The sequence below is a fragment of the Achromobacter spanius genome (genome assembly GCF_002966795.1).
In the GTDB taxonomy this organism is placed as follows: Bacteria; Pseudomonadota; Gammaproteobacteria; order Burkholderiales; family Burkholderiaceae_B; genus Achromobacter; species Achromobacter spanius_D.
Genome location: NZ_CP023270.1, coordinates 3591256 through 3610104 on the forward strand (window position 1 = coordinate 3591256; position 18849 = coordinate 3610104).

An 18849-nucleotide genomic window follows, 5' to 3' on the forward strand; every position below is an offset into this window, starting at 1 on the left:
GATCACACCTTGAAGCGCGACACGCCGCTGCGCAGGTCGTTGGCCACCAGCGTCAGCTCCTCAATGGCAAGGCTGGACTGCCGCAGCGACTCCACCGTCTGCTGGGCCGCGTCGCTGAGCTGCTGCAGGGCCTGGTTGATCTGCTCGGCCCCGGTGGCCTGCGCCTGCATGCCTTCGTTGACCATCTGCACGCGCGGCGCCAGCGTCTGCACCTGCTGGATGATCTGCGACAGCTGGTCGCCCACCTGCTGCATGTCGGCCATGCCCCGGCGGACTTCCTCGGAAAACTTGTCCATGCCCATCACGCCGGCCGACACCGACGACTGGATCTCGCGCACCATCTGCTCGATGTCGTACGTCGCCACCGCGGTCTGGTCCGCCAGACGGCGGATCTCGGTGGCCACCACCACGAAGCCGCGGCCGTATTCGCCCGCCTTCTCGGCTTCGATCGCCGCGTTCAGCGACAAGAGGTTGGTCTGGTCCGCCACCTTGGTGATGGTCGTCACGACCTGCGTGATATTGCCGGCCTTTTCATTCAGCACGGCCAGCTTGGCGTTGACCGAGCCCGCCGCGCCCACCACGTTGCGCATGGTGTCTTCCATGCGCGCCAGGCCCACCTGACCGCTGCCGGCCAGCGTGGCGGTCTGTTCGGCCGCGCTGGAAACCTCGGTCATGGTGCGCACCAGTTCGCGCGACGTCGCCGAGATCTCGCGCGACGTGGCGCCGATTTCGGTGGTGGTGGCGGCCACTTCCGACGCGGTGGCCTGCTGCTGCTTGGACGTCGCGGCGATTTCCGTCACCGACGTGGCCACCTGCACGGCCGACCGCTGCGTCCGGCCGACCAGGCCAGTCAGCTCGTCGACCATGCCGTTGAACCCCGTCTCGATGGCGTTGAACTCGTCGTTGCGCGCCAGCTTAAGCCGCCGCGTGAGGTCGCCGCTTCCCGTGGCTTCAAGTGTCTTCACGATGTCGCGCATCGGGTTGACGATGGCGCGCAAAAGCAGGAATCCGCACACGATGGACGCGGCGATGGCCATCGCCAGAGACACCAGCATGCCGGTCTCGGCGGCGTCCACGGACTGCTTGATGCTGATCGCGGATTCGTCGGCCTGCCGTTTGTTTTCGGCGACCATCTTGGCCAGGGTGTCGCGCCCCCGGTAAAACGACGGCCGCAGCTCGGACACGATGCGCGTCAGCGCAAGGCTCGGGTCCGCCAGCATCGCGGGCGTCAGGATGTCGGCCCGGATGCGCTTGTAAGCCTGCAGTTCCTTTTCGAATTCGTCGAACAGTTGCTGGTCGTCCTGCCGGGCGATGGTGCGCCGGTAGAACTCGATGTGCTCGTCAAGCTGCACATCGTTGCGTGGCAGTGCCTCGAGCGCGGCGCGGCGCTCGGCCTCGGTGGGCGCATTGAAGGCGTCCTGCACCACGACAAACCCGCCAAACCACGACGCCCGGATCGACGTGCTGTAGTAGATGCCAGGCACGGCGTCGTTGTTGATCATTTCGGCCTGGGCTTCAACATGCAATAGCCGCCGGTAATCCACCACCACCATCAGCGTCATGATGGCGAGAACCGCCAGGAAACTGACCAGGATGCGCTGGCGGAGCGTCACATTCTTCATACCGGGAGACCTTTGTACTGTATCGACACGTCGACGCCCTGGCGGGACGCCCCTGGGTTACTCCCGCGCCGGCCTACCATCAGCCAGCGTCTTGCGGGAATATGGGAAATTTCGACAATTATTACAAAGGTGCCGCATCACAGCCATGAAAAACGCGGGAAAACGCAAAACATGGCTAGCTTGTCGGGAAAATGCAAAGATCTATTACATAAAATCAACCGGACTTTGTTAGCGATGTTACGCCGGCGAGTCAGCCGGCGGCATCCCACAGCACGGCTGGCGGCCGGGCCTGCACCCAGTCGCGCGACTGCTCATACGCGTGGGCCAGTTGCAGCACGGCAAGATCGCCACGCGGCGGACCGATAAGCTGCATGCCCATCGGCAGGCCCGCGGCGTTGAAACCCACCGGCACGCTGATGACCGGGCAACCGGCCAGCGTCCACGGCGTCACGGTCTCCATCCAGCGGTGATAGGTATCCATCGGCCGGCCCGCGATCTCCTTGGGCCAATCCAGGTTCACGTCGAACGGAAACACCTGCGCCGACGGCACCGCCAGGAAGTCGACGTCTTCAAACATGCGCAGCACGGTCTGGTACCACGCGCTGCGTTCCTCGGTCGCCTGATAGATCTGACGGGCGGTCAAGCCTTCCAGCCCCTCGACCTCCCAGATCAGCGCGGGCTTGACCAGCTTGCGCGTCTCGGGGTTGTTGACCAGCGCATGGAACTGCCCGCCCACCATCAGGTGGCGGTGCGCCAGCCAGATGCGCCACAGCCGGTCGCCCGCGAAAGGCACCTGGTAGTCGTCGACCTGGCAGCCGGCCGTCTCCAGATCCTTCAGGGCCGCTTCGCAGAGGTCCAGGATGCCAGGCTCCATCGCCAGGTAGCCGCCCCAATCGCCCAGCCAGCCCACGCGCTTGCCGGACAGGTCCGCGTCCAGCGGCTGCGCGTATTGCGCCGGATCGTCCGTCAGCGACAGCGGCGCGCGCTTGTCGTGGCCGGCGATCACCGACAGCAGCATGGCCACGTCGCGTGGCGTGCGCCCCATGGGGCCTTCGTACGAAAGCTGCTTCAGGAAGACCTCGGGCGACGGGCCGGAAGGCACGCGCCCGGCCGACGGACGCATGCCATACACGTTGCAGAACGCCGCCGGATTGCGCAACGAGCCGCCGAAGTCGCTGCCATCAGCCACGGGCAGCATGCGCGCCGCCAGCGCCGCCGCCGCCCCGCCGCTGCTGCCGCCGGCGGTCTTGGTCACGTCATAAGGATTGCCGGTAGCGCCATAGACCTTGTTGTAGGTGTGCGAGCCCAGGCCGAATTCCGGCACATTGCTGCGGCCGATGAAGATCGCGCCGGCGGCGCGCATGCGCTCGACCAGAATCGAATCGTGCGCCGTCACCACGTCCTTGTAGACCAGCGACCCCATCGAGGTGACCATGCCGCGCACGGCAGTCAGGTCCTTGGGCGCCTGCGGAATGCCGTGCAGCCAGCCCTGCCATTGCCCCGCGGCCAACTGCGCGTCCCGCGCATCCGCCTCGCGCAGCAGCTCGTCGCTGTCGCGGCGCGCGACGATGGCGTTCAACTTGGGATTGACCCGGTCGATATGCGCCAGATACGCCTGCATCACTTCGCGGCAGGACACCCGGCGGCTGCGGATGGCGTCCGACAGCGCGTGCGCGGGCATGGCCACGATGTCATTGAGCGGGGCGGGGGTAGGCATGGGCATTTGTCTCCTATTGTCATTGGGCGCAGCGCGGCCGCCGGCCGCGCGCATCGCGACAATACTACGCAAATCGGCGGCCGCTCGCCCGCCGGAGCCCCGTCTACTGCCGCGCCAGGCCGTTCTTGCCGATCAGTTCCAGCAACCCGTCCGACAAGGTCCCGCGCCAGCTCAGGTAATCGTGGCCGCCCGCCACCTCGCGATGGGTCACGAGATAACCCTTGGCCCGCAGCACGTCGCGCAGATGGCGGTTGGTCTCCAGAATGCCGGGCTGGCCGCCGCGCCCCGATTCAAACAGGCCCGCACCCAGGAAGAACCGCACCGGCAGCGTGCGCACCGCCACGAATTGCCGCGTCAGCCACTGGTCTTCCTCGCCGGGCGGCGACCACCAGTACGAACCGGACTGGCTCAGCACATTGCCGAAGACCTCGGGATGGCGCAGCGCCGCATACGAGGACGCAAGACCGCCATAGCTCGATCCGCCGATCACCGTACGCGCCGCCGGCGCCGCAATGCCCTGCTTGCGGGCCCACGGCATGAGCTCGCGCGCCAGGAAATCGGCAAAATCCGGATTGGGCGGCAGCTCGCGGCCCCGCGAGTCTGCGGTCGGGTTGTCGATCAGCAGGGCCGCGGTCGGCGCAATGACGCCCGCCGCGATCATGTTGTCCAGGATGGTCGGCGTGGGCACGCGCCCCAGATAGGCGCCCGCGTCAAACAACACCAGCACGTGGTTGTCCGCACCATCTGGCTTCCAGCCGGCCGGCCGATACAGGTGAATCGTGCGCGTATTGCCCAGGATGTCGCTGCGCAGTTCCAGCGCTTCGACGCTGCCGGCGGGCACGTCCGCGCGTGGCTCGACCCACGGCTGCGGCGGCGCGTCCGCCAGTTCCATCACGGAATAGGTCTGGAATGCGTCGATGCCGCGCTCGGGATAGACCTTGGGATTGTTGGGGTCGGCCTGCGCCGTGGCGAGGATCGCGCGGCGCCGCGCCATGCCGGTCCCCGGCAGCTCCGGCACATCGGGCGCCAGCCGGTACGACAGACGCGCCGTCCTCGGCACCAGGAAGCTCACGTACCAGACGTCGGAATCGCCCAACCGCGACAACTGCGCGTGATCCGTCGACGGCCCCCCAAACAGGCGCACGTTGCGTTCCGCGCCCTGCCACAGAAAGGTCACGCGGTCGTGCGTGGCGTTTGCCGGCTCGATCAGCGGCGTGCCCTGGCGCTTCATCTCGTCCCAAAATGCGGCCGTGGTGCCACCCTGCGCCAGCGTCTGCGCCAGCGCGGCCAGGCGCGGGCTATCAAGCGTGGGCGCCGGCGCATGCTGTGCGGACAGGGGCAGGCGTTCGGTCACGGACCATTCATACGCACCCTGCCCCTGCGCCCGTACCGTGTACGTTCCATCCGCCGGCCCCACCAGCATCAAAACGCCGGCCGGCTTTTCTCGGTCGCTCAGCCGGCGCACGTGCCGCCCTTGCGGGTCCAGCAGATCCAGCGTCACGCCGCTGTCGGCCGACCACGTCCCCGCCACGAACTCGCCCTTCTGCATGGGCAGCGGCTTGTCGGCGTGGGCCTGCGGCGTCACCGCGCCTTGCGCGGACTGCGCCGCCGCCAGGCCGGGCGCCGTTGCGGCAAGCGCAGCGGTCATTGCCGCTTTCAATGCAACGGCCAATACCGCCGAAGTCAGGCCATTGCGCCGCCCGTTCATCTGTCGCATATCCATCCGCCTTAATAAGAATGGATATCATTATTACCTAAAACGGATGCCGATCTTGCCGGCGCACGCGTCCGAACAAATTCCGTCGCGTCGCTTGAGCCATATCAACCCGTGGGCTTGCGCCCTCGCCCTAAGATCGCCTCCTGCCCCCCGCCCGGAGACCATCTTGACCACGCACGACACCGACACCGCCGACATCTGCACCGAAGCCGAAATCCAGGACCTGGTCCACACCTTCTACGCCAAGGCGCGCGCCGACGACGCGCTCGGCCCCATCTTCAACGGCATGGTTCACGACTGGGACGAGCATCTGGCCACGCTCTCGGACTTCTGGTCCGCCGTCATCCTGGGCACCCGGCGCTTCACGGGCATGCCCATGCCCAAGCACGCGGCCATGCCCAACCTGAAAGCCGAGCTCTTCGAACGCTGGCTGGTCCTGTTCAACGAGACAACCGACGCGCTGCCCAACCGCGCCCTGGCCGACGCCGCGCAGGAAATGGCCAAGCGCATGGCGCGCAGCCTTTGGTACGGTTATCAGTTGTCGCGCGATCCCAGCCAGCCGCTGACCGAGCTGCGTTCGCCAGCGCACCCCGAACTGCATCCCGATCTGCACCCCGAACCGCGCCCCGCTTAGCGCACTCAGTCCACTTGCCACCACCCGGGCAGCAACCCGCGCACCTTGGCGCGCCGATAGCGGTCATCGATGAGGTGCACGGTGCCCTCGTCGTGTTCGGTCCGGATCACCCGGCCAGCCGCCTGCACCACCTTTTGCATGCCCGGGTACAGATACGTGTAGTCGTAGCCGTTCTCTTGGCCATAGCGCAAGTCCATGGCGCGCTTCATGTTTTCGTTCACGGGGTTGACCTGCGGCAGCCCCAGCGTCGCGATGAAGGCGCCGATAAGCCGTTTGCCCGGCAGGTCCACGCCTTCCGAAAACGCGCCGCCCAGCACCGCGAATCCCACGCCCTGCCCCGTTTCGCTAAAACGCGCCAGGAAGGCCGCACGTCCCGGCTCGTCCATGCCCGGCGTCTGCAGCCAGATCGGCACCTGCGGATGGCGCTCGCGCATCAGGTCGGCCACGCGCTTCAGGTAGTCAAAGCTGCTCAGAAAGCCCAGATAATTACCCGGCCGCTCGGCGTACTGCCGGGCAATCAGGTCCGCGATGGGCGCCAGCGAACGCTCGCGATCACGAAAGCGCGTGGACACGTTGCCCACCACGCGCACGGCAAGCTGCCCCGCCTGAAACGGCGCGGCCACGTCGATCCAGGGCGTGTCCTTGGGCAGGCCCAGCGTGTCCCGGTAGAACTGCTGCGGACTCAGCGTGCCGGAGAACAGCACCGTCGCATGCGCCGTCGCGTAGCGCGCGGCCAGATACGGCGCGGGAATCACATTGCGCACGCACAGCGTCGATGGCGGGGTCTTGGCGCTGCTGACGCCCGCCTCGCCCAGCGTGACGTCAAACAGCGCGTGCGAGCCGAACTGCTCGGCCAGCCGCATGAAATGCAGCGCCTCGAAATAGAACCCCAGCAACGGATCGTCTTGCGGCAGCGGCGTCTGGCCGATGAACTCGGTGATGGCCGCCACCGCCTTCTGCACGGCCGTCAGCACGCCGGCCGGCGCGGCGTCATACGCCTGATAGCGTTCCGCCTGCTTCTTGTTCAGCGCGTTCCACGACCGGTGCAGTCCGTCCAGCGGCTTTTTAAGCGACTTGGGCGCCGCATATCGCGCGGCGGTCAGCCGGTTCTGGTCGAGCTCGCCCGTGTACATGCGGCGCGCGCGATCCACCAGGTTGTGCGCCTCGTCGACCAGCACGGCCACCTTCCATTGATGCGCCTGCGTCAGCGCATGCAACATGGCCGTGGCGTCGTAGTAATAGTTGTAGTCGCCCACCACCACGTCGCTCCAGCGGATCAGCTCCTGCGACAGGTAGTACGGACACACGTCGTGTTCCAGCGCGGTGGCGCGCACGGTGGGCGCGTCCAGCCGCGTGTGTTCCAGCGCCGCGGCGCGGGCCTGCGGCAGGCGGTCGTAAAAGCCGCGCGCCAGCGGGCAGGAATCGCCGTGACAGGCCAGATCCGGATGCACGCAGCTTTTATCGCGCGCCTGCAGATCCAGGATCCGCAAGCCCGGCTTGGCAGGCTGCGCATTGATGGTTTCCAGCGCTTCTACCGCCAACCCGCGGCCCGGCCCCTTTGCCGCCAGGAAAAACACCTTGTCCAGGCCCGTGCCCGGACTGGCCTTGAGCAGCGGAAAGATCGTGCCCAACGTCTTGCCGATGCCCGTGGGGGCCTGCGCCATCAGGCAACGGCCATCGCGCGCCGTGCGGTACACGGCCACCGCCAGATCGCGCTGGCCCGCACGAAACTCCCCATGCGGAAATGCCAGCGTCTCAAGCGCCGCGTCGCGCGCCTGGCGGTGCGCCAGTTCCGTCTTGGCCCACGCCAGAAACCGCTCGCATTGCAATTGGAAGAACGCAGCCAGATCCGCGGCCTCGTGCGTTTCGACCAGCACGGTCTCTTCCTCGGTCGCCACGTTGTAGTAGACCAGCGCCACCCGCACGCTCGCCAGATCGCGAGCCTGGCACAGCAGATGGCCGTACACCTTAGCCTGCGCCCAATGCACCACGCGGTGATTCTCGCGCACGCTGTCGAACTGCCCGCGGTAGGTCTTGATCTCTTCGAGCTGGTTGGCGGCCGGGTCGTAGCCGTCGGCGCGCCCGCGCACCAGCAGATCGCCAAACACGCCAGACAAAGACACTTCGGTTTCGTAATCCGCCCCGCGCCGCCCTGTCACCATCGCGTGCCCGGCCATGCCTTCCAGGCCGCTGGGCGCGGGCGTGAAACGCAGGTCCAGATCGCCGGCCCGCGCCGTGAATTCGCACAGCGCCCGCACCGCCACCGCGTAGCTCATGCGGCCTCCTGCAACCAGCTCACGTGGCACACGCGCACCGGCATCCCGTGCGCCACGCAATACTGCAGCCAGCGGATCTGGTTGTCCTGCAGTTTGTCGCCCGGTCCCTTCACCTCGATCAGTTCATACCGTCGCTCGGCGGGCCAAAAGCGCACCAGATCCGGCAGACCGGTCCGGTTGCCCTTCACGTCGCGCAGCAGCCGCGTGAAAAACAGCTTCAGATGCGCAGCCGGCAGGCAGTCCAGCGCCTGCGCCAGCAAGGTTTCGGACAAGGCGCCCCAGAACACGAATGGCGACTGCAAGCCCGCCTTGTCGGCGTACCGCTGCAGGATGACGTCGCGATAGGCGGACGTATCCAGCTGCGCCAGGCAGGCCTCGAAGTGCGCCTGCCGCCGCGCGTGAAAATCCGGCGCTTCCAGGTCGGCGGGTCCCCGTTGGAACGGATGAAAGAACGCGCCCGGCAACGGCGCAAACACGGCCGGCCAGCACAGCAAGCCAAATAGCGAATTGATCAGCGCGTTCTCGACGTAATGCACCGGCGCGTCGTCCTCATGCAGGTGATCGCGCGTCACGTATTCCACCGCGGACGGTTGCGCCGGGCGGGCCAGCGCCAGTTCCGTGCGCGGCAGGATGGGCGCGGCCGCACGTGCCGCCGCGCCCTGCCCCAGCCCGCGCCGCAACCGCGGCATCATGCGCGCCACGCGTTGGCTTTCCTCTTCGCTTTCGGGCGCGTCCGCCGCCGTCATGGCCAGTGCCATCGCGTCCTCGAACCGCTGCATCCGTTCATACACCCGGATGCGCCGATGCCGCGCGCCCGGATAGCCACAGGCCGCGTACACACGCTGGGCGGCTTCCCAGTCCTGCGCGCGTTCGCAGGCTTGTCCGATGCGCAGCAACACCTTGGCGCGGCGCTTTTCCAGCCAGGCGTTGCCGCTGACGCACGCCTCTGCCGCGCGCAGCAGGTCGTCCACGGCCTCGCCCTCGTCCAGCGCCTGCCGGCACGCATGCAACGCCAGGTAGCAGTCCACGTCCGCCCGCGTCTGGAATGCCCGCGACGCCGCATCAAACGGCACGGTCTCGTATTGAAATACGCCCAGATCCGCCAGCACGAACTCCGACCAATCCTGATGCAGATTGCCGAAGAACATGAGGCGCAGCCGTTCGCAGCGGTCCGCCACCATCACCCGCCAGACGGCTTCCAGGGATTCGGGCGCCCAGCCGCAGAACGGCCGGGCGTCGGGCATGTCCGCCCGCAGCGTCTCCAGCATGTCGGCCTTGCGCACGCCCGGCCTGGCTGCCGTCTGCGATGCGAAGACCCGGCACAGCTCGGGCTTGGTCAATAGCGCAAATAGTTCGTCCAGCGACATGGGCGCCCGCCGGTCCAGCCACCCCAACGCTTCAAGCGCTGCGGCCGCCTCGTGGACGGCCGGGATCTCGTCGTACACCAGCCGGCTGGCGCGAAACCACGGCCCGCGCCGCATCAGCATGCGCACCATCAACGCCTGCGACGCCTGCGGCAACGCCGCGAAATCCGCCAGAAAGCGGCAATCGTCTTCATCCAGCAGGTCGGCGTAGCGGTCCGAGACCCACGCTAGCGCGCGCTGGAAATTGTGCAGATAGTAGTAACGGTGGGGGGGCAACATCGGCGGCGGCCGGGTGGACTGTTTATTTATCCAGTAATCATAGCAGGCCGGCCTGCCCGGTTTCTGTCGAAGCGTCACGTACGATGGTCAGGCCCTCTGCCTCATCCGGCTCCACAAAATACGCCGTGATGGCGTCGTACTCGGCGTCGCTGGTGGTAAAGGGGTGCTCGCCCGAGGCATTGCGCACCCGCAGCCGGGCCTTGCAGACCGCGTCGGACACGTCCAGGTAATGCAGCGTGTGGGCGCATCCGGCCTCCTGGGCCACGCCGCGCAGCCACTCGCGGCTGCGGCGCGTATTGGCCGGAAAATCCAGCACCACCGACAGCCCCGCCGCCACCAACGCCACGACATGGCTGCCCATCGCATTGCGCAGGCGGCTGGCGCAGCGCCCGTAGTCCGCCACGTCCACGATCTCGCCCGGATACAGCGCCGCCAGCCAGCGGTCTTCACTGAGCAGCAGGGTCCGGGGCTGCGCCGCCAATCGGGCAGCCAGCGTGGACTTGCCCGAGCCGATCTTGCCGCACAGAAAATGCAGCATGGGTTCGGCAGCGTCGAGGACGGTTTCAGGGGAAGGCATGGAAAGCTCCTGTCGGAAGAAAACCAGGAGGCGGAAACGACAAACCCGCCTCGTGGCGGGTTTGTGTAGCGATGTCCGGTAAACGCGCTAGCCCACCATCAAACCGATGGTGGTAATAATCAGGGCGAAAGGCGCGTGTGTCCGGGACATGCTGCGCAGCTTGCTCCGATGATTGCAGCTTGTCAAACCCCGCATGCGGCATCGCGTAAAAAACGCACAGGGAAACAGCACAAGAAAAACGGCGCCGGAAAGCCTCAAGCTCTCCGGCGCCGTTTGCCATCCCACCGGCCAAGCGGCGGAACAGTCAATCACGACATCGTCACATCACTGCGCGCGCACCGGCTGCGGCGCGGCGCCGATGTCCTTGCGGACCTTGGCCACGTCGGACGCGCTGACTGCCGCGCCCTTGTTGCCCCAGCTCGACCGCACGAAGCTCACCACGTCGGCGACTTCCTTGTCGGTCATGCGCCAGTCAAAGCCCGGCATCGCGTACGCGGTCGGGGCCGATGCCGTGCCCGGCATCTGGGCGCCCTTGAGCACGATGTGGATCAACGAGGCCGGATCGGCCGAGTTGACCGTCGAGCTCAGCGCCAGCTGCGGGAACGTCTCGGTGTAGCCCTTGCCCGTGCTGCGATGGCAAGCCGCGCAGTTGTTCAGGAAGGCCATGGCGCCATCGCTCTTGTCCTTGCCGGCGCGCAGCGCATTCGCCACGGACTCGTCATAGGCCAGCGGCTTGGTGGCGTCCTTGTTCACTGGGGGCAGGCTCTTCAGGTACACCGCGATGGCATTCAGGTCGTCGTCGGTCAGGTGCTGCGTGCTTTCCTCGACCACCTGCGCCATGCCGCCGAACGCTGCCGAATGACCGTTGCGGCCGGACTTCAGGAAGGTCGTGATGTCTTCCTTGGTCCAGGCGCCCAGGCCGTCGGTCGCGTCGCCGCGCAGGTTCTTGGCCAGCCAGCCTTCGACCACGCCGCCCGACAGGAAGGCCGAGCCGTCCGCGTCGGTCAGCGCCTTTTCCTGCAAGGCCACGCCGCGCGGCGTGTGGCAGGTGCTGCAATGGCCCAGGCCTTCAACGAGGTAGCGGCCGCGCAGCAGCGCCTGCTTGTCGGCGCCGCTGGCGTCGATGGTGACCGGCGCCGTCACGACGTCGGGCGCAAACACCCAGCGCCACACCGTCAACGGCCAGCGCATCGACATCGGCCAGACGATATCGGTGTCCTTGTTTTCCTGCTTCACGGGCTCAACGCCGTGCATGAAGTAGGCATACAAGGCCTTCACATCGTCCGGCGTGACGTTGGCGTAGGCGGTGTACGGCATGGCCGGGTACAGCGAATGTCCGTCCTTGGCCACGCCGTGGCGCACGGCCCGGTCGAAGTCCTCGTACGAATAATTGCCGATGCCCGTTTCCTTATCCGGCGTGATGTTCGTCGAATAGATCATGCCCAGCGGCGAATCGATGCCCAGACCGCCGGCAAAGGGCTTGCCGCCCGAGGCCGTGTGGCAGGCGATACAGTCGCCGGCGCGCGACAGGTACTCGCCCTGCTTGATCATTTGCGCGTCGGTCGATGCGGGCGTGCCGCCGGCCGCGAACGCGGCGCCGGCAGCCAGGGCAGACAGGGCCGAGAAGGCCGCAACAATGGTGTGCTTGATCATTGTTCCGTCTCCTTAAGCCTGGACCAGCGGGCCGGGGTTCTTCAGGTACTGCTCGCGGATCGCCTGAGCCGCCCAGTAGGCCAGCGCGCCGACCAGACCGGTCGGGTTGTAGCCCATGTTCTGCGGGAACACGCAGGCGCCCATCACGAACACGTTCGGCACGTCCCAGCTCTGCAGGTACTTGTTGACCACGCTTTCCTTGGGGTTGGAGCCCATGATGGCGCCGCCCGTGTTGTGCGTGCTCTGGTAGACGCGCGTGTCGTAGCGCGCGCCCTTCTTGCGCACGGCCACGAAGTGCTTTTCAGGATTCATGGCCTTGGCCACGGTCTCCATGCGCTTGCCCATGTAGCCCAGCATGTCGAACTCGTTGTCGTGCCAGTCGAACGTCATGCGCAAGAGCGGCTGGCCATAGGCGTCCTTGTAGGTCGGATCGAGCGACAGATACGCGTCACGGTACGACATCACCGAACCGGAAATGCCGATCGTCATGAAGCGCTGATACGCGTCCTGCACGCCGGCCTTCCAGGCGGTGCCCCACGTCGGAGTGCCCGGCGTCGTCGGCGTCTGCTTGATGGGACGGCCGCCGTAGCGCACGTGACGGATGCTGGCGCCGCCCACAAAGCCCAGCGGGCCGTGGTCGAACTGGTCGCCGTTCAGGTCGTCCATGCCCACGCCGCCGGCGCCAGTGCCGACGAACGGGTTCAACTGCGTACCCTTGGGCAGCAGCACATTGACCGCGCCGTTCATCTGGTACGCGTAGTTCTTGCCGACCACGCCTTCGTTGGTCTTCGGGTCATACGGCTTGCCGATGCCCGACAGCAGCAAGAGGCGCACGTTGTGCATCTGGTACGCCGACAGGATCACCAGATCCGCGGGCTGATCGATCTCGTTGCCGTCTGCGTCGATGTACGTCACGCCCACGGCCTTCTTGCCGGTCGAATCCAGATTGACCTTGATGACCTGCGCACGCGTGCGCAGCTCGAAATTCGGCTTCTTCAGCAGCACCGGCAGAATGGTGGTCTGCGGCGAGGCCTTCGAATACATGTAGCAGCCGTAGTTCTCGCAGAAGCCACAGAAGTTACAGGGGCCAAGGCGCACGCCGTACGGATTGGTGTACGGGCCGGACGCATTGGCGGCCGGCGTGGGATACGGATTGAAGCCGACTTCGCGCGCGGCCTTGTCGAACAGCGAGGCGCCGTAGGTCGTGGCCAGCGGCGGCAGCGGGAATTCCTTGCTGCGCTTGCCTTCCAGCGGGTTGCCGCCTTCGACGATCTTGCCGTCCAGGTTGCCGGCCTTGCCCGACGTGCCGCACACGTACTCGAACTTCGAGAAGTACGGTTCCAGCTCGTCGTACGTCACGCCGAAGTCCTGGATCGTCATGCCTTCCGGAATGAACTTCTTGCCATAGCGCGTCTCATAACGCGTGCGCAGTTCCAGTTCTTCGGGCAGCACGCGGTAGTGCATGCCGTTCCAGTGAAAGCCCGCGCCGCCCACGCCCGTGCCCAACAGGAACGAACCGTTCTGGCGATACGGCACCGCCACGTCGTCCACGCCGTGGCGGATCGTCACGGTTTCCTTGGACAGGTCCTGGAACAGATAACCGCGCACCGAATACTTCAGCTCGTCAATCACCTTGGGGTATTCGGCGTCCTTGGGCGTGTCCTGCATGCCGCCGCGCTCCAGCGCCAGCACCTGCAAGCCCGCTTCGGTCAGTTCCTGACCCAGGATCGCGCCGGTCCAGCCGAATCCGACCAGCACCGCATCAACTTTGTCTTTCTTGATCGCCATGATTTAACCCTTCTCCCCAGAGATCGACACGGGGCCATAGGGGTACTTCACGTTGGGCTGGTCGACCCAGTCCATGAAATCGGCGCGCGCGCCGGGAAAGCCCACCATCTTCCAGCCCACCATGTTCTTGTTGCCGCCGTAGATCGGATCGGCAAAGAAACCTTCCTTGGTGTTGGCTAGCAGGAAGCTGAAGAACGTCTTGGACGGCACGGATTCGAACGCGATCTTGCCCGACTGCAGATCCTTCAGGATCTGTTCCTGCAGGGCCTTGTCGAGCTCGGCGTATGCCTTGCCGTGCGTCTTCACGCACCAGGCATCACAGGCCTCGATGCCGTTGCGATAGACCTGGCGGGGATTCTGGTCGATCTGGTAGCCCAGTTCCGGCACCTGGTCGGTGTGGAACGGCCCATCCATGTACCACAGCTTGCCGTGGCCAAAGGGCGTTTCCATCTGACGGTCGATGAACTCGGGCACACCGGCCACGATGGCGCCAGGGCCATACTCGTCGGCGGGAATCAGGTGATCCACCGCGGCAACGATGAAGGCCCATTCGGCCTTGGTGAAATAGGTGGGCTCGTAGGGCTTGGCCGCTTTTGCGGCGTTGCCGTCGGCGGCGTTGGTACAGCCGACGGTCAGGCCGCCGATCGCCAGCGTCGACGCTGGCACAATGGCCATCGTTTGCAGAAACCGCCGGCGCGGCTGTGCGTCATCAGTCATGGACATCTCCGTGATTACTCCAAGTTGTCCTAGCGCGCTACCGAACATGCAACCTGGAAACACGAACTGCCCGAGCTAGTGACAACACGCTCTTTTCTTGCTCAAAATCAACACTGCTCTTTGAAAAGGGACGTAAGAGCAGGTGTCGGCATTATGCGCTTCTGATCCGCTCGTTCGACCGTATCAGATGGAATTTCTTGACGTGGGAAAGTCTTTTGCATTAAGGACAACGTAAGAAGCCCGCAAATGCGGGCTTTTCTGACAGCAAGGTGAATGGATTCGGTATATTTGCGCGGCAATGCGCGACGCCTGAAGGCCGAGGCAACGGCATTGCCGGCGGCCCCTGCAACCCACGACTGATCCCCATGAACGACAACACAAAGACCTGGCGCAGTTCGACGACCACTCGTAGCTGGAGTTCCACAACCGACCTCACGCCCGAGCAGCGCACGGAAATCGAAGCCCTGCTGGACGGCGGAATGGATGGCGTGACGGTCAGTGAATCGTGGCGCTATTCAGGCACCGAAAACGGCGAGACGTTCGAGGTCCAGATCGACGATGGCGCCGTCACCGTGAACGGACGCCGCTACGCAAGCGTGGACGAAGTGCCCCGCGCGGCGCGCGAACGCATCGAGACCCTGCGTAATGGCCAGGCCATGGATGGGCTGTGGGACATGCTGCGCGGCGCGGGCTTGGACGACAAGGACCTGATCGGCCTGATGCCCGATCGGCAGGCGCGGCCCGTGTTCACCATCGAGACCGAATCACCTGACGCGGCGGCGAGCCCGTCGCCACGCGCATCCACTGACAGCGTTGAGGCCGGCCCGGCGCCAGGCGCGGTTCCTACAGGCGGGGGCCTGCGCAAGACGCTTCTGATCGGCATCGCGATCGGCTTGGCGCTGTGGGTGGCACAGGCGCTGAAGCTTTTCTGACGCGCGTTGCGTCGGCGCGCAACCTGCGAACGCACGCTGATTCACTTAGCCTGCGCGTAGTACCCCAAGAACATCCCAACCGCTGAATCCGCCACGCGCTCACGCTCTGCCTTTTTCAATGGCGGCTGCCCCAGCGTGACCTGCGGCCAGAACGCAAAGCCTTTGACCAACCCTTCCAGTTGGTGGCCCGCAAAGCCCGGGTCGACTGCTTTCAGACGCCCGTCCTCAATCGCCGCCTGGACCCAGGCTGTCACTCCGCTGCCCTTCTCGTCCATCCGGCACACGATGTCCTGTGCGCGGTCCGGTGAATGGATGATTTCCGCCATGGCGACCCGCGCCAGATCAATGAAGCTGGCGTCGCCCAGCAACTCCAGTTTCTGCATCAGCAACTGACGCAATTGCTGCGCCAGCGGAAGGTCCGGCCGGTAGGCCATGTCGACGCTGGCCGCGCTGCTGGCCCACAACTGCTCCAACATCAGCGCGAACAGCGCCTCCTTGCTCGGGAAATGGTTGTAGACCGTGCGCTTGGACACCCCAGCGGCCTGAGCGATGCGGTCCATGCTGGTGGCCTCGAACCCCGCGGTGCGGAATTCCTCCACCGCCGCGCGCACGATGTCCTCTCGCTTGCGGTCGGTCAGGCGTTTGGGCGGGCGTTCCTTGGCGGAATCGGGGGCTATCTTTGACATGGGCGAAATTCTACACCGGACGGTGTACTTTTTTGATTTTGGAAACTACACTGTGCAGTGTAATTTTTGGCGCAAGCGGTTCACCGCCGTCGCGCCATTTTTCGAAACTCATGGGAACACCCGCCGTGACCGTCCTCACCGCCTGCAACCGCCGCGCCTTGCCCCTTTACCCGCAATCCCCTCAGCAGCGTGACGGACGTTTCAGCAATCCGCGCCCGCGCCCCGCCATGGGCTTCTGGAAAGGCCTCAAACTCGCCTGGACCGTCCTCTTTGCCAAGCCACGCGGCACGGTTCCCGACATCGCCATCCCGGTGCGCGCACTGGACCGCGCAGCTCTGGAAGCCGCCCCCGACCGCAGCCTCTACCGGCTTGGACACTCCACCATCCTCATGAAACTGCGCGGCCGCTTCTGGCTGACCGACCCGGTCTTCTCCGAACGCGCTTCGCCCGTGCAATGGGCCGGCCCCGCCCGCTTTCACGCGCCGCCCATCAGCATCGACGACCTGCCCCCGATCGCCGGCGTCATCCTGTCCCACAACCATTACGACCACCTGGACCGCGCCGCCACCGCGCAGCTTGCGGGGAAAACGGCGCGTTTCATCGCCCCGCTGGGCGTCGGCGACCAACTGGTGGCCTGGGGCATCGACCCGGCCCGCGTCGAACAACTGGACTGGTGGCAGTCCACCGAGGTCGACGGCCTGCGCCTGACCGCCACGCCCGCCCAGCACTTCTCCGGCCGCGGCCTCACCGACAGCGACCGCAGCCTGTGGGCCTCCTGGGTCATCCAGGACGCCGACCTGCGCGTCTTTTTCAGCGGCGACACCGGCTACTTCGACGGTTTCAAGGCTATCGGCGACGCTTATGGCCCATTCGACGTGACCCTCATGGAAACCGGCGCGTACGACGCGCGCTGGGCCTTCGTCCACATGCAGCCCGAAGAGACCCTTCAGGCGCACCTGGATCTGCGCGGCCGCTGGCTGCTGCCGATCCACAACGGCACCTTCGACCTGGCCATGCATCCGTGGGAGCAGCCTTTCGAGCGCATCACGGCATTGGCGCGGGACCATGGCGTCGATCTGGCCACACCGGTCATGGGAGAGCGCGTCGATATCGAGGCGCCGCAAGCGGGCACGGCATGGTGGCGGACCGGGGACGCGCAGCGGTAAAAACGGGGGGGTCCGGCCGCACGAGCCAGGCCTGCCGACGGCGGCGGCGGTCCAGTACAATCCGCGTTTGGCGACGTTGTGATCGCCCCTCTGTCTGGACCCCAAGCATGTTGCGTCTGTCTGAAATCAAGCTGCCGTTGAACCACACGCCCGAGGAACTGCCCGCGGCAATCCTCAAGAAACTGGGCATTCCGGCCAGCGACCTGGACGGCTACACCATCTTCCTGCGCAGCTACGATGCGCGCAAAAAGCACAGCATCCTGCTCATCTACGCGCTGGATGTCGACGTGGCCAACGAAGCCGCGCTGCTCCAGCGCTTTCACGACGACCGCAACGTCAAGCCGTCTCCGGACACCGAATACAAATTCGTCGCCCAGGCGCCCGCGACGCTGAACAAGCGCCCCATCGTCATCGGCACCGGCCCCTGTGGTCTCTTCGCCGGCCTCGTCCTGGCGCAAATGGGCTTCAAACCCATCATCCTGGAACGCGGCAAGGCCGTGCGCGAACGCACCAAGGACACCTGGGGCCTGTGGCGCAAACGGATCCTGAACCCGGACTCCAACGTCCAGTTCGGCGAAGGCGGCGCGGGCACGTTCTCGGACGGCAAGCTCTACAGCCAGATCAAGGACCCCAAGCACTACGGCGAAAAGGTCTTGAAGGAATTCGTCCTGGCCGGTGCGCCCGAGGAGATCCTCTACGTCAGCAAGCCTCACATCGGCACGTTCCGCCTGGTCGGCATGGTCGAAGTCATGCGCGACACCATCACCAAGCTGGGCGGCGAAGTCCGCTTCTCCAGCCGGGTTGAAACGCTGCACCGCGAGAACGGCAAGGTCACCGGCGTCACGCTGGCAAACGGCGAGCACATCGAAGCCGATCATGTCGCCCTTGCCATCGGCCACAGCGCGCGCGACACCTTCCAGATGCTGCGCGACCAGGGCGTCTTCATGGAGGCCAAGCCCTTCTCCATTGGCTTCCGGATCGAACACCCGCAGTCGCTCATCGACCGCGCGCGCTTCGGCCCCAACGCCGGCCACCCGATCCTGGGCGCCGCCGACTACAAGCTGGTGCATCACGCCAGCAACGGCCGTTCCGTCTACAGCTTCTGTATGTGCCCCGGCGGCACGGTTGTCGCGGCCACGTCCGAACCCAACCGCGTCGTCACCAACGGCATGAGCCAGTACTCGCGCAACGAACGCAATGCCAACGCCGGCATCGTTGTAGGCATCTCACCCGAAGTCGACTACCCCGAGCACGTGCTGGCCGGTGTCGACTTCCAGCGCAAATGGGAATCCCAGGCTTTCGAGCTGGGCGGCCGCAACTACAGCGCGCCGGGGCAGTTGGTGGGGGATTTCCTGCAAGGCAAGGCCTCGACCGAATTCGGCACGGTGCAGCCGTCCTACACGCCGGGCGTCCATCTGACCGACCTGGCCACCGCCCTGCCCGACTTCGCCATCACCGCCATTCGCGAGGCTCTGCCGGCCTTCGATAAGAGCATCAAGGGCTTCAACATGCCCGATGCCGTGCTGACGGGCGTGGAAACGCGGACGTCTTCGCCTATCCGCATCAAGCGGGATAACGAGACGCTGCAAAGCATCAATACGCAAGGATTGTTTCCCGCGGGCGAAGGTGCGGGTTATGCGGGCGGAATTCTGTCGGCGGGGGTGGACGGGATCAAGATTGCGGAAGCGGTGGCGCTGAGCATCATGGGCCGTCTGGGCTAA

Annotated in this window: 14 protein-coding genes; 4 read left to right on the forward strand and 10 right to left on the reverse strand. The window is 65.6% G+C overall.

Translation table 11 applies throughout. The annotated features are described in order from the left end of the window. Positions 1–2 precede the first annotated feature (2 nt). From CLM73_RS16120 to CLM73_RS16130, 3 genes are all read right to left on the reverse strand, one after another. Positions 3–1622, reverse strand: a complete 1620-nt coding sequence (locus CLM73_RS16120; protein ID WP_105239291.1) for a methyl-accepting chemotaxis protein — start codon at positions 1620–1622, stop codon at positions 3–5. Between the two features lie 250 nt (positions 1623–1872). Continuing rightward, complete coding sequence (locus CLM73_RS16125) at positions 1873–3339, reverse strand: amidase (RefSeq protein ID WP_105241566.1); 1467 nt, start codon at positions 3337–3339, stop codon at positions 1873–1875. Positions 3340–3442: 103 nt separating this feature from the next. Then, complete coding sequence (locus CLM73_RS16130; RefSeq protein ID WP_234015650.1) at positions 3443–4987, reverse strand: enterochelin esterase domain-containing protein; 1545 nt, start codon at positions 4985–4987, stop codon at positions 3443–3445. A gap of 235 nt (positions 4988–5222) precedes the next feature. Between CLM73_RS16130 and CLM73_RS16135 the strand changes: the two genes are divergently transcribed. Further along, complete coding sequence (locus tag CLM73_RS16135; RefSeq protein ID WP_105239293.1) at positions 5223–5690, forward strand: group III truncated hemoglobin; 468 nt, start codon at positions 5223–5225, stop codon at positions 5688–5690. Between the two features lie 5 nt (positions 5691–5695). Here the strand turns inward: CLM73_RS16135 and CLM73_RS16140 are convergent, their stop codons facing one another. The 6 genes from CLM73_RS16140 to CLM73_RS16165 all read right to left on the reverse strand — a co-directional run bounded on the left by CLM73_RS16140 (position 5696) and on the right by CLM73_RS16165 (position 14344). Continuing rightward, positions 5696–7966 carry an ATP-dependent DNA helicase gene (locus CLM73_RS16140; RefSeq protein ID WP_105239294.1) on the reverse strand — a complete coding sequence of 757 codons (2271 nt, stop codon included), beginning with the start codon at positions 7964–7966 and terminating at the stop codon, positions 5696–5698. Beyond that, entirely contained in the window at positions 7963–9609 is a 1647-nt protein-coding gene (locus tag CLM73_RS16145) for a VRR-NUC domain-containing protein (protein WP_105239295.1), read from the reverse strand. The genes CLM73_RS16140 and CLM73_RS16145 overlap by 4 nt, the downstream gene beginning before the upstream one ends. Before the next feature lie 37 nt (positions 9610–9646). After that, positions 9647–10186, reverse strand: coding sequence for an AAA family ATPase (locus CLM73_RS16150; protein WP_105239296.1), 540 nt, complete (start codon positions 10184–10186; stop codon positions 9647–9649). Positions 10187–10510: 324 nt separating this feature from the next. Continuing rightward, entirely contained in the window at positions 10511–11839 is a 1329-nt protein-coding gene (locus CLM73_RS16155) for a cytochrome c (protein WP_105239297.1), read from the reverse strand. 12 nt (positions 11840–11851) lie between these two features. Continuing rightward, positions 11852–13627: a GMC family oxidoreductase gene (locus tag CLM73_RS16160; RefSeq protein WP_105239298.1), complete on the reverse strand. Its 1776-nt coding sequence runs from the start codon at positions 13625–13627 to the stop codon at positions 11852–11854. A 3-nt stretch (positions 13628–13630) separates the two neighbouring features. Then, positions 13631–14344, reverse strand: coding sequence for a gluconate 2-dehydrogenase subunit 3 family protein (locus CLM73_RS16165; protein ID WP_105239299.1), 714 nt, complete (start codon positions 14342–14344; stop codon positions 13631–13633). A 365-nt stretch (positions 14345–14709) separates the two neighbouring features. On the opposite strand from CLM73_RS16165, the gene CLM73_RS16170 reads away from it, so the two are divergent. Beyond that, positions 14710–15276, forward strand: coding sequence for a hypothetical protein (locus CLM73_RS16170; protein ID WP_105239300.1), 567 nt, complete (start codon positions 14710–14712; stop codon positions 15274–15276). A gap of 41 nt (positions 15277–15317) precedes the next feature. Here CLM73_RS16170 and CLM73_RS16175 read toward each other — a convergent pair whose 3' ends face one another. Further along, positions 15318–15962, reverse strand: coding sequence for a TetR/AcrR family transcriptional regulator (locus CLM73_RS16175; RefSeq protein ID WP_105239301.1), 645 nt, complete (start codon positions 15960–15962; stop codon positions 15318–15320). 110 nt (positions 15963–16072) lie between these two features. On the opposite strand from CLM73_RS16175, the gene CLM73_RS16180 reads away from it, so the two are divergent. Further along, positions 16073–17128, forward strand: coding sequence for an MBL fold metallo-hydrolase (locus CLM73_RS16180; RefSeq protein ID WP_105239302.1), 1056 nt, complete (start codon positions 16073–16075; stop codon positions 17126–17128). A 107-nt stretch (positions 17129–17235) separates the two neighbouring features. Continuing rightward, entirely contained in the window at positions 17236–18849 is a 1614-nt protein-coding gene (locus tag CLM73_RS16185) for an NAD(P)/FAD-dependent oxidoreductase (RefSeq protein WP_105239303.1), read from the forward strand.